We start from the raw sequence: 12221 nt of genomic DNA, 5'->3' as shown, positions 1-12221 counted from the left end.
GAGGCGCGGAGACGGTGTTGCGTGGCAACCGGGCGGGTCCGCAGGACACCGCCCGGCCTGATACTTTGGCGTTACGCCAGGACTTCCACAGCCTGGTTTTGCAACAAGGCCAGCAGACGGGCGATTTCTTCGCGCATCTTGCGGCGGTCGACGATCATGTCGACGGCGCCCTTGGTGACAAGGAACTCGGCGCGCTGGAAGCCTTCCGGCAGTTTTTCGCGCACGGTGTTTTCAATCACGCGCGGACCGGCAAAGCCGATCAGCGCTTTCGGTTCAGCGATGACGACGTCGCCCATGAAGGCGAACGAGGCGGACACGCCGCCCATGGTCGGGTCGGTCAGCACGCTGATGAATGGCAATTTCTTTTCGGACAGCTTGGTCAACATGGCCGTGGTTTTCGCCATCTGCATCAGGGACAGCAAGCCTTCCTGCATGCGCGCGCCACCGGTGGCGGTGATGCAAATGAACGGCACTTTCTGTTCCAGCGCGATTTGCGCACCGCGCACGAAGCGCTCGCCCACGACGGAGCCCATGGAGCCGCCCATGAATTCGAATTCGAAGCACGCCACGACCACCGGCAGGCTCATGATGGCGCCGCCCATGACGACCATCGCATCCGTCTCGCCCGTCGCTTCCATGGCGGACTTCAGGCGGTCAGGGTATTTCTTGCTGTCCTTGAATTTCAAGGTATCGACGGGCAGGATTTCCTGGCCGATTTCATAGCGGCCGCCCGCGTCGAGCAGGCTGTCGAGGCGTTCACGCGCGCGGATGCGCATGTGGTGGTCGCATTTCGGGCATACGTGCAAATTCGATTCCAGGTCCGTACGGTACAGCACGGCTTCGCACGACGGGCACTTGACCCACAGGCCTTCCGGCATGGTCTTGCGCGCGGCAGCATCAGAACGCTGGATGCGCGGTGGCAGCAGTTTTTCCAACCAACTCATATTTTCTCCTTGGGCCCTTGTAGGGGTAGCGTCGGTGGACGCCCCCGGCAGACGGTAAACGGCGACACCCCCATAGGGCACCACCAGAAATTTTATCTATTGCACAATTACAGGCAAATCAGTGGCCGAAGTGTAGCCGTTTATCGCCGGGCTGTCGAACTTTGCCGCCAACGCATCTTGCGTAAACGGCAAGCTTGCTCAGGCGTCCAGTGCGGCGCGGATGCCTGCCGTGAAGCTGCGCACGGCGTCGACGGCGCCGCCTTCCGGGGCATTTTCAATTTCCTGGATGATGCGGCTGCCGATCACGACGGCATCGGCCACCTTGGCAACGGCCTTGGCCGTGGCGCCATCGCGGATGCCGAAGCCCACGCCGATAGGTAATTTTACATGCTGGCGGATGGCCGCGAGGCGCTCTGCCACCTGTTCCGTATCAATGTTGCCGGCGCCCGTGACGCCCTTGAGCGACACATAATAGCTGAAGCCGCCGCCGACCTTGGCCACTTGCGCGATGCGCTCTTCGGTCGAAGTGGGTGCCAGCAGGAAAATCAGGTCGAGGCCCGCTTCGCGCATGGCGCCGGCAAATTCCTCGCACTCTTCCGGCGGATAATCGACGACGATGGCGCCGTCGGCGCCGGCCGCTTGCGCCGCTGCAATGAACGCTGCGCTGCCGATGCGCTCGATGGGATTCGCGTAGCCCATCAGCACCACGGGCGTCGTCTGGTTCGTCTCGCGGAACTGGCGCACATAGCCGAACACGTCGTGAATGCCGACGTTGAATTTCAAGGCGCGTTCGCAGGCGCGCTGGATGACGGGGCCTTCGGCCATGGGGTCGGAAAACGGCACGCCCAGTTCGAGCACATCGGCGCCGCCCTCGACGAGCGCGTGCATCAGCGGTACGGTGGCGTCGGGGCCGGGGTCGCCGGCGGTGATGAAGGTGACCAGGCCGGTCTTGTTGTTCGATTTTAAATTGGCGAAGGTGGTGGCGATACGGGACATGGATATCTCTTTTCTGAGGGAAATTGAAGGCTGGGGTCAGACCCGGCGGGTCTGACCCCGGTAGTCAACAGCTAACGATCAGCTAAAGTTGAGTCCCATACGCTCCGCCACGGTATGCATGTCCTTGTCGCCACGGCCCGACAGGTTGGCCAGCACAATCTGGTCTTTCGGCAAGGTGGCCGCCAGCTTGGCCGCGTAGGCCAGTGCGTGCGACGATTCCAGGGCCGGGATGATGCCTTCAATATGACAGCAGTCGTGGAAAGCCTGCAGCGCTTCGTCATCGGTGATCGACACGTATTGCGCGCGGCCCGAGTCTTTCAGCCACGCATGTTCCGGTCCCACGCCCGGATAGTCGAGGCCGGCCGAGACGGAATGCGTCTCGATGATCTGGCCGTTTTCATCCTGCAGCAGATAGGTGCGGTTGCCGTGCAGCACGCCCGGGAAACCTGCCGTCAGCGAAGCCGAATGCTTGCCCGTATCGAGGCCTTCGCCGGCCGCTTCCACGCCGATCAGCTTTACCTCTTTCTGGTCGATGTACGGGTAAAAGATGCCCATGGCGTTCGAACCGCCGCCGATGCAGGCCAGCACGTAGTCAGGCTGGCGGCCCGTCATTTCCGGCATTTGTACCAGGCATTCCTCGCCGATCACGGACTGGAAGTCGCGCACCATCATCGGATACGGATGCGGGCCAGCCACGGTGCCGATGATGTAAAAGGTGTTTTCAATGTTGGTGACCCAGTCGCGCATGGCTTCGTTCAGCGCATCCTTGAGAGTCTTGGAGCCCGACTCGACGGGCACGACGGTCGCGCCCAGCAATTTCATGCGGTACACGTTCTGCGCCTGGCGCTTGACGTCTTCGCTGCCCATGTAGACCACGCATTCGAGGCCGAAGCGGGCGCAGATGGTGGCCGTGGCCACGCCATGCTGTCCCGCGCCCGTCTCGGCGATGATGCGCGGCTTGCCCATGCGCTTGGCCAGCAAGGCCTGGCCGATCACGTTGTTGATCTTGTGCGCACCCGTGTGGTTCAAGTCTTCGCGCTTGAAATAGATTTGCGCGCCGCCGGCCAGCTCGGACCAGCGCTTGGCGTGATAGATCGGCGACGGACGGCCGACGAAGTGCTTGAGCTCGTAGCGGAATTCTTCGAGGAATTCCGGGTCGGCGCTGTAGCGGGCGTAGGCGTCTTTCAGCTCGGCCAGCGCATGCGTGAGCGTTTCGGCAACAAAGGAGCCGCCGTAGGGGCCGAAGTGGCCGCGCAGGTCGGGAAACGGGTAATCGGTGGCGTGGAACAATGCGGCGGCTGCGCCGGGCGCTGTGGTGTGGTCATTCATGGTTGTTTCCTCTGGCAATGATGGCATCGGCATCCTGCACCGCGGCGATAAACGCGCGGACTCGGGATGCGTCCTTGATACCCTTGGACGCTTCGACACCACTGCTGATGTCGACGGCGTAAGGGCGCACGCGCACCACTGCGTCAGTCGCGTTTTGTACGCTCAAGCCACCACTTAAAACGACCCGAGGCGCGAGTTCTTTTGGAATGAGGGACCAATCAAATACCTTTCCTGCACCGCCATAGGCATCCACATAGGTGTCCAGCAAGAGGCTGGCAAACAAGGGACTGGCGGCGCGATAGCGCTGTTCGTATTCTAGCAAATCTTCAAAGCTGGTGTCGGGTTTGACGCGGAACACTTGCGTAAACGGCGTATTCACGGCCGCGGCCAGCGCGGCGCTGTGTTCGGGCGTCTCGTCGCCATGGAATTGCAGCATCGATAAGGGCGCAACGGCCCTGGTCGCCCGCACCTCGTCCACGCTGGCATTGACGAACAGGCCCACCGCCGTCACGTAGGGCGGCGTGGTCGCGATCAGGGCAGCTGCCTGTTCGGGCGTCACATAGCGGGGGCTCTGCGGATAAAACACGAAGCCGATGGCGTCGGCGCCGGCCGCCACGACAGCGTGGATGTCTTCGACTCTGGTCAGGCCGCAGATCTTGATGCGTGTGCGTGGCATGGCTTTTCCTTGAAGTTATTGCTTGAAGTAAAACGTCAGAACCAGGGCAAGGCGCTGCTGCTGTCTTGCGGCAATGCCCATTTCGGATCGTAATCGATCTGCGCCAGGTACAGGCCATCCGGCATGAAGGTGGGCGCGGCCGCATGGCGATCCTTGCTTTCCAGCAAATGCCCGAGCCATTCCGGCTTTTCGCGCCCCGTGCCGATGTAGACGAGCGAGCCGACCAGGTTGCGCACCATGTGGTGCAGGAAGGCATTGGCCGTAATCGTAAAAATGACGCAATCGCCGCGCCGCTCGATGCGGATGTCATGCATGAGCTTGACGGGCGACTTGGCCTGGCATTGCGCGGCGCGGAAGGCCGTGAAATCGTGCCAGCCCAAGAGCGGCTGCACGGCCTGGCGCATCAGTTCCACGTCGAGCGGGCGGAAAAAGAAGCCGGCACGCCCTTCCACCAGCGGCGAACGGGTGGCGTTGTTGTACAACACATAATGATAGGTGCGCGCGCGGGCGCTGAAACGGGCGTGGAAGAAGTCATTGACCGTCGGGTCGCCTTCAAGTTCCCTGGCCCAGCGCACGGCGATGGATTTCGGCAGGAAGGCGTTGACGCCGCGCACCCACGAGTGCACGTCGCGGTTCAGTTCCGTATCGAAATGCACGACTTGCTCGAGCGCATGCACGCCCGTATCCGTACGGCCGGCGCACGTGGTGGCCAGGCGCACGCGGGCAAACTGCTCCAGCGCGTTTTCCAGCTGGTCCTGCACCGTTTGCCCGTCTTCCTGTTTCTGGTATCCATGCCAGGCCGTGCCGTCATACTGCAGGCCGAGGACGATACGCTTCAATGGCGTTGCTGTCGTAATATTTTGCATCGAAGCATTATACCGGCGCGGCAGCCTGCCGCACCGGCGGGTATTGCTAGCTAAGGAGTGCCTTCATTGTGTTAGCCTTGGCAACCTGCTCTTCGCTGCCGCCCTTGATGACCTCATCGATCAGTTCGCGCGCGCCTTCCTTGTCGCCGATTTCCTGATAGGCGATCGCCAGGTCCAGCTTGGTATCCATTTCCATGTGGATGGCCGACAGCGGGTCGTCCACGCCCACGCTGGCCGTCTTGCCATCGTTGAGATCCAGGTCGATGCCGGACAGGTCGAATTCCTGTGCCGGCGGTATGGCTTCCGGCAAGGAGGCAGGCGTTTGCGCATCGTCGAACAGGCTGTCGAGGGAAGGCTCGGCCGCCGCGACCGGCGCGGCAGCCGGCGCCACGGGCTCGTCGAGGTCGAAATGGGCCAGGTCGATATCCTTCAGCGGATCAGGCAGCGGCGTCAGGCCGGCACCCACGCCATTGACGGGGCCGGCAGGCGGCTCCAGGTCCAGGCCGAAATCCATGCTGGCGTCATACTGCGCATCCTGCGCGGCGGAGACCGGCTTGCTGTCCGGTCCCGGCATGACGATCGGGTCGGTGGTAGAAACAGGCTCGAAATCGAGGCTGTCGAGGTCAAAATCGAGGGGATCGCGCGCATCGCGGGCCGCCACGGAAGACACCGGCTCGGCCGGCGCCAGATCGGCCAGCGGTGCTGGCGGCTCGTCGGGCAAATCCATGCTGTGGCCATGCACGTCGTCGCCGGCAGCCTTGCTCAGGCTGACGACGGCGTCGTCTTCCGTATCGCCATACAGGGGATTGGTGGGGTCGAGCGCCAGGCCCAGCGCGGCCGCCTGCGGCCACTCTTCGCCTTGGCCCCGGGTCAGGCTGTACAGCTCGCTGGCCTGGTCTTCAAACGCGCGCACGTCGTTGCGTGCCGAATAAATTTCCAGCAGCTTCAAGCGGGCGGCATGGCGTTCCGGATGGATACGCAAGGCTTCCTTGAGGATATCTTCCGCCTGGCCATCGCGGCCGTAGGCGATATACACGTCCGCTTCGGCGACGGGGTCCGTTTCATTCGCATCGAGCATGCTGGCGCCAGCCGCGGCGGCCACGCCGGCAGCGGCGGCGCCCGTACCGAACAGGTGGTTGCTCGCTTCGGACTGCTGGTCTTCCGGCGCCAGGCCGGACGGCGGCATCACGGGCGCTTCCGGTTCGAACACGGGCGCGATATCTTCCTGGGCGGGCGGCGGCGTCTCCTTGCGGCGGCGCGCGATCACCAGCGCGGCCACGGCGGCCAGCAGCGCGGCGATGCCGATGCCGATGGCGCCCAGGTGGTCATTGATCTTGTCGGTGATGGTCGGTTCCAGCGGCGACGGTTTTTTCACCAACGGCACCGGCTTCGCTTTGGGCACGGGAGGCTGGGCTTCGGCTGGCACGCTGGCAACAACCGGTGCGCTGGCGGCGACCTCGGCCGGTTTGGCGGGCGCCGGGGCGCTCTTGTCGGCCATGGCCTTGCTCTTGACCGCCATCAACTTTTCCAGGTCGCTGACGTTCTTTTCCAGCTCTTTGACGCGGGCAGCCGCTTCATCGACCTGCTTGGCCTTGGCGATCTTGTCTTCCTCGCTGGCCACCGCGCTCTTGCCGGCCGACTTGGCAGCGGGCTCCGCCTTCGACAGTTTCAGCTTGTCTTGCGACTCGCTCACGGCCGTCGGCTTTTCCTGTACCTTGGTCGCGCCGATCTTGCCGGCCGTGCTTTGCGTCGCTTCCGCCGCCTTGGCCGGCTTGCTTTGCGACACCTGGCCTGCCAGCTTGTTGCGGTAGGCTTCGAAATCGATGGCGTGCGCCGTCACGATACCCTTCGCTTCGGCAGCGCCGGTGGCGCGCACGGTGTCCGCGCCCGGCACGGCCAGGATGCGCCCGGCCTGCATACGGTTCATGTTCTCGCCCTTGAAGGCGTCGGGATTGGCACGGTACAGGGCCACGAGCATCATGTCGAGCGACACGCCCGATGGCTTCAGTTCGCTGGCGATGCGGCTCAGGGTATCGCCCGTCCTGACCTTGTATTCGCCGGCCGGTTTTTTCGCCGCGGCTGGGGCAGCTTCAGCGGCCGCCTTGCCTTTGCCCGGTTCGGCCGGTGCCGTCACTTGCGCGCCGCGCGTCTGGCGCGCTTCCGGCGTGTCAAGCACGAACGCATATTCGCGCACCTGGCGTCCGCTCTTGCTGCTCAGTTCCAGCAGCAAGTCCACCATGGGCTCGGCCACCGGCTGCGCCGAGCTGATGCGGATGAAAGGCTTGCCATTGCGGTTTTCCACGGCAAACGTCAGCGCGTTCAACGCGGGATTGAATTCCACGTTGGCCTGGCGGTAGGCGTCCGGCGGCGCCAGCTTGGCCAGCAAGCTCGACGCCTCGCCTGGCTTGATGGCCGATAATTCGACCTCGGCGCGCAGCGGCTGGCCGGCGGCGGACAGCACCGTAATCTTGCCCAGCTCGGCTGCGGATGCCGCCGGTGACAATAACACCGCACAGGCGACAGCGCTGCTGAGTGTTTTAATGGCAAGGGAGGCGACCCGGGGACGAGTGTGTACAGGCATAGTTGGCGGCATCTTAGTTGACATGGGAAAACTGTTACTTTTCCAGAGGTATCAACATATCATCATGCCCAGAGCTATGCAAGCTCCGCATGGTTGAGCCTTGACGGGCTCAGGACGAAAAAAAAGCCGGGAAAACAGCCCCGGCTTGATCTGGATCAGCAATTTATGGTCGTTATGCGTCCAAGAGGATGCGCAGCATGCGGCGCAGCGGCTCGGCCGCGCCCCACAGCAACTGGTCGCCCACGGTGAACGCGGACAGGTATTCGCCGCCCATGCTCATCTTGCGCACGCGGCCGACGGGTATCGTCAGGCTGCCCGTGACGGCGGCCGGCGACAGGTCGCGCACGGACGCTTCGCGCGTGTTCGGCACGAATTTCACCCATTCGTTGTTGCTGGCGATGATGTCGTTGATTTCATCGAGCGGCACGTCTTTTTTCAGCTTGATGGTCAGCGCTTGCGAATGGCAGCGCATGGCGCCGATGCGCACGCACAGGCCGTCGACCGGAATTTCCTTGGTGCCGAAATCGAGGCCGCGGCCGAGGATCTTGTTCGTTTCCGCACCCGCCTTCCACTCTTCCTTCGACTGGCCGTTGCCCAGGTCCTTGTCGATCCACGGGATCAGGTTGCCGGCCAGCGGCGCGCCGAATTGCTTGATTTCATCCGGGGAATAGCCGTGCTGGGTGGCCAGCACCTGACGGTCGATTTCCAGGATAGCGGAAGCGGGGTTGTCCAGCAGCGCCTTGACGGAACCGTTGATGGTGCCGAACTGCGTCAGCAGTTCGCGCATGTGCTGCGCGCCGCCGCCCGATGCCGCCTGGTACGTCATCGACGTCATCCAGTCGATCAAATCGTGCTGGAACAGGCCGCCCAGGCCCATCATCATGCACGAGACGGTGCAATTGCCGCCGATGTAGTTCTTGACGCCCTTGCCCAGCGCATCCTTGATGACGTGCAGGTTGACGGGGTCGAGCACGATGACGGCGTCTTTTTCCATGCGCAAGGTCGAGGCCGCATCGATCCAATAGCCATTCCAGCCGCTGGCGCGCAGCTGCGGGAAGACAGCGCTCGTGTAGTCGCCGCCCTGGCAGGAAATAATGATGTCGCACTTGGACAGTTCGGCGATGTTGTTGGCATCCTTGAGGATGGTTTCATTCTTCGCCATGGCCGGCGCCGAGCCGCCCGTGTTCGAAGTGGTGAAAAACACCGGTTCGATATGGGCGAAATCGCCCTCTTCCTGCATGCGTTGCATCAGGACCGAACCGACCATACCGCGCCAACCTACCAAGCCAACTAATTTCATTACCATTCCTCAAGATGAGACGGCGACTGCCGTCATTAGACTATTTTATCCCAGTGCTTTTACAACTGCATCACCCATGGCCTCGGTACCGACCAAAGTCGTGCCCGCTTCATGGATGTCGGCCGTGCGCAAGCCCTGCGCCAGCACTTGCTTGACGGCGCCTTCGATGCGGTCCGCCTGCTCTGCGCGGTTCAGCGAATAGCGCAGCATCATGGCGGCCGACAAGATCGTCGCCAGCGGATTGGCAATGCCCTTGCCCGCGATATCGGGCGCCGAACCGTGCGATGGTTCGTACAGCCCCTTGTTGTTGGCATCCAGCGAGGCGGACGGCAGCATGCCGATCGAACCCGTCAGCATGGCGGCCGCATCCGACAGAATGTCGCCGAACATGTTGCCGGTCACCATGACGTCGAATTTCTTCGGCGCCCGCACCAGCTGCATGGCCGCGTTATCGACATACATGTGGTCGAGCGCCACGTCCGGGTATTCCTTGTGCACGTCGGTGACGATGTCTTTCCAGAACTGGAAGGTTTCCAGCACATTCGCCTTGTCCACGCTGGTCAGGCGCTTGTCGCGCTTTTGCGCAGCCTGGAACGCCACGTGGGCGATGCGGCGGATTTCGCCTTCCGCATAGCGCATGGTGTCGAAGCCTTCGCGCTGGCCCTTGAACGGACCGTCCGGGCACTCGCGCACGCCGCGGGGCTGGCCGAAATAGATGTCGCCTGTCAATTCGCGGATGATCAAAATGTCCAGGCCGGACACCACTTCCGGCTTCAGGGTCGAGGCGCCCGCCAGTTCCGGATACAGAATGGCCGGACGCAGATTGGCGAACAGGCCCAGGTTCTTGCGCAAGCCCAGAATCGCTTGCTCGGGGCGGAACTGGCGCTCCAGGTTGTCGTATTGGTAGTCGCCGACGGCGCCGAATAGCACGGCATCGGCCGCTTTCGCCAGCGCCAGGGTGGCTTCCGGCAAGGGGTGGCCATGGGCCGCATAGCCGGCGCCGCCCACGGGCGCCGTTTCCAGTTCGAACGATTCGCCCAGCACATGCAAGACCTTGACGGCTTGCGCGACGATTTCAGGACCGATACCGTCGCCGGGTAAGATTGCAATTTTCATATTTTTATCGATTAGATGACGTTGGCGAGCCAGGGTTGATTATGCAGATGCCGCTCTTCGAAGGCGCGGATATCGTCGGCGTGGCGCAGGGTCAGGCCGATATCGTCGAGGCCATTCATCAGGCAATATTTGCGGAAGGCGTCGATCTCGAACGGATACGACACGGAACCATTGCTGGTGCGCACGCACTGCTGCTCCAGGTCCACCACCAGCTTGTAGCCGGGGAAAGCCTTGACTTCATTGAACAGGTGCTCGACCTGGCTTTCCGACAGCACGATGGGCAGCAAGCCGTTCTTGTAGCAGTTGTTGAAGAAGATGTCGGCAAACGATGGCGCGATGATGGCGCGGAAACCATATTGATCCAGCGCCCACGGCGCGTGTTCGCGCGAGGAGCCGCAGCCGAAGTTCTTGCGTGTCAGCAAGATCGAAGCGCCCTGGTAGCGTGGCTCGTTGAGCACGAACTCGGGGTTCAGCGGACGGCGGCTGTTGTCCTGGCCCGGCTCGCCATGGTCGAGGTAGCGCCATTCGTCGAACAGGTTGGGGCCGAAACCGCTGCGGTGGATCGATTTCAGGAATTGCTTCGGAATAATCGCGTCGGTGTCGACGTTGGCGCGGTCCAGCGGGGCGACCAGGCCTTCGTAAATCGTAAATTTATCCATGCTGTTTCTACTCGGTAGGACGCGCGGCGCAGGGCGCCCGCACGTCACGGTTTATTTTCCGCCGGCGCCAGTGACAACCTGGCCGACTTTCTGCACATCGCGGCCGATGCCGGAGACGGTGTTGCAGCCAGACAGGATGACGGTGGCGATGAGGAGGGCGAAGAGTTTTTTCATGATGAGTTCTCGATAAGAAAGATGGGACTGATACCGCTAGTGTAAACCAGCGGCGCCAGTCCCTGCCGTCATCGCAATCCCCGCACGTCGACAAAGTGGCCGGCGATACCCGCCGCGGCCGCCATCGCGGGCGACACCAGGTGGGTACGGCCGCCCTGCCCTTGCCGGCCTTCGAAGTTGCGGTTCGACGTGGAAGCGCAGCGTTCGCCCGGCTCCAGACGATCCGCATTCATGGCCAGGCACATGGAGCAGCCCGGCTCGCGCCATTCGAAGCCGGCATCCTTGAAGATGCGGTCCAGGCCTTCGCGCTCGGCCAGGTCCTTGACGAGGCCGGAACCTGGCACCACCAGCGCCAGGGTGACGTTCGAGGCGCGGTACTTGCCACGCACCACGGCGGCGGCCGCGCGCAAATCCTCGATGCGCGAATTGGTGCAGGAACCGATGAAGACCTTGTCGATGCGGATGTCTTCGATGGCCGTGTTCGGCTTGAGGTTCATGTAGACGAGCGCCTTCTCCATCGCATCGCGCTTGACGCTGTCTTTTTCCTGGTCAGGGTCAGGCACGCGGCCATCCACGCCGACCACCATTTCGGGCGACGTGCCCCAGGTCACTTGCGGCACGATCTCGGCCACATTGAGGGTGACGACGAGGTCGAAGCGGGCGCCCGGGTCCGAATGCAGGGTGCGCCAGTAGGCAACGGCGCGTTCCCAGTGCGGACCGGCCGGCGAAAACGGACGGCCCTTGACGTAATTGATGGTGGTGTCGTCGACGCCGATGATGCCGGCGCGCGCGCCCGCCTCGATGGCCATGTTGCACACCGTCATGCGTCCTTCCATCGACAGGGCGCGGATGGCCGAGCCGCCGAACTCGATACAGTAGCCCGTGCCGCCGGCCGTGCCGATCTTGCCGATGATGGCCAGCACGATATCCTTGGCCGTCACGCCGGCCGGCAGCGCGCCGTCGACTTGCACCAGCATGGATTTGGATTTCTTTTGCAGCAAGGTCTGCGTGGCCAGCACGTGTTCCACTTCGGACGTGCCGATGCCGTGCGCCAGCGCGCCGAAGGCGCCATGCGTGGACGTGTGCGAGTCGCCGCAGACGACCGTCATGCCGGGCAGGGTCGCGCCCTGTTCCGGGCCGATCACGTGCACGATGCCCTGGCGCTTGTCGTTCATGTTGAAGTAGGTCAAGCCGTAGTGTTTGGCGTTCTTGTCCAGGGTTTCCACCTGCAGGCGCGAGACCGGATCGGCAATGCCGTCCACGCGGCTCGTGGTCGGCACGTTATGGTCGGCCACGGCCAGGTTGGCGGAAATGCGCCATGGCTGGCGGCCCGCCACACTGAGGCCGTCGAAGGCTTGCGGGCTGGTGACTTCGTGCAGCAGGTGCCGGTCGATATACAAAATTGTCGTGCCATCATCTTCGGCCCGAACAACGTGGGATTCCCAGAGTTTGTCGTAAAGCGTCTTCATCATGATTTATGCAGCGTTGCCACAGCCTGTAGTAAGTGATCTGTCGTACTGATCGAAGGGATCGGCAATGATTATGCCATATATTGTGCAATGCAGAACCAAAAGCCGCTC

11 protein-coding genes are annotated in these 12221 nt (G+C 62.6%); all 11 read right to left on the bottom strand.

Translation table 11 applies throughout. The features are described 5' to 3' along the window. Positions 1–71: 71 nt before the first annotated feature. Positions 72–944, bottom strand: coding sequence for an acetyl-CoA carboxylase, carboxyltransferase subunit beta (gene accD / locus SKZ59_RS05520; protein WP_010400390.1), 873 nt, complete (start codon positions 942–944; stop codon positions 72–74). A 198-nt stretch (positions 945–1142) separates the two neighbouring features. Further along, positions 1143–1940 carry a tryptophan synthase subunit alpha gene (gene trpA, locus SKZ59_RS05515; protein ID WP_034750524.1) on the bottom strand — a complete coding sequence of 266 codons (798 nt, stop codon included), beginning with the start codon at positions 1938–1940 and terminating at the stop codon, positions 1143–1145. Between the two features lie 78 nt (positions 1941–2018). Continuing rightward, entirely contained in the window at positions 2019–3269 is a 1251-nt protein-coding gene (gene trpB / locus SKZ59_RS05510) for a tryptophan synthase subunit beta (RefSeq protein WP_139248182.1), read from the bottom strand. Next, positions 3262–3945 (bottom strand): phosphoribosylanthranilate isomerase, encoded by a 684-nt coding sequence (locus tag SKZ59_RS05505; protein WP_319991032.1) that lies wholly within the window; start codon positions 3943–3945, stop codon positions 3262–3264. The genes trpB and SKZ59_RS05505 overlap by 8 nt, the downstream gene beginning before the upstream one ends. 35 nt (positions 3946–3980) lie before the next feature. Then, positions 3981–4784: a tRNA pseudouridine(38-40) synthase TruA gene (gene truA / locus SKZ59_RS05500; RefSeq protein WP_034750899.1), complete on the bottom strand. Its 804-nt coding sequence runs from the start codon at positions 4782–4784 to the stop codon at positions 3981–3983. 73 nt (positions 4785–4857) lie between these two features. Then, positions 4858–7320 (bottom strand): FimV/HubP family polar landmark protein, encoded by a 2463-nt coding sequence (locus SKZ59_RS05495; protein ID WP_319991031.1) that lies wholly within the window; start codon positions 7318–7320, stop codon positions 4858–4860. Between the two features lie 244 nt (positions 7321–7564). Next, positions 7565–8692 carry an aspartate-semialdehyde dehydrogenase gene (asd, locus tag SKZ59_RS05490; protein ID WP_072452459.1) on the bottom strand — a complete coding sequence of 376 codons (1128 nt, stop codon included), beginning with the start codon at positions 8690–8692 and terminating at the stop codon, positions 7565–7567. Between the two features lie 45 nt (positions 8693–8737). After that, the gene (leuB, locus tag SKZ59_RS05485; RefSeq protein ID WP_319991030.1) at positions 8738–9808 is read right to left on the bottom strand and encodes a 3-isopropylmalate dehydrogenase; all 1071 of its coding nucleotides are present in this window, start codon (positions 9806–9808) and stop codon (positions 8738–8740) included. A gap of 11 nt (positions 9809–9819) precedes the next feature. After that, on the bottom strand, positions 9820–10467 hold the full coding sequence (gene leuD, locus SKZ59_RS05480) for a 3-isopropylmalate dehydratase small subunit (protein ID WP_058049067.1): 648 nt from the start codon (positions 10465–10467) through the stop codon (positions 9820–9822). A gap of 51 nt (positions 10468–10518) precedes the next feature. Further along, the gene (locus SKZ59_RS05475; RefSeq protein ID WP_010400408.1) at positions 10519–10641 is read right to left on the bottom strand and encodes a lipoprotein; all 123 of its coding nucleotides are present in this window, start codon (positions 10639–10641) and stop codon (positions 10519–10521) included. A gap of 68 nt (positions 10642–10709) precedes the next feature. Beyond that, positions 10710–12113, bottom strand: a complete 1404-nt coding sequence (gene leuC, locus SKZ59_RS05470) for a 3-isopropylmalate dehydratase large subunit (protein WP_319991029.1) — start codon at positions 12111–12113, stop codon at positions 10710–10712. Positions 12114–12221 lie beyond the last annotated feature (108 nt).

It is taken from the genome of Janthinobacterium sp. GMG2, assembly GCF_033949445.1.
GTDB lineage: Bacteria > Pseudomonadota > Gammaproteobacteria > Burkholderiales > Burkholderiaceae_D > Janthinobacterium > Janthinobacterium aestuarii.
Note: the sequence above shows the minus strand (reverse complement) of the source record. Positions and strands in the feature narration are given on the sequence as shown.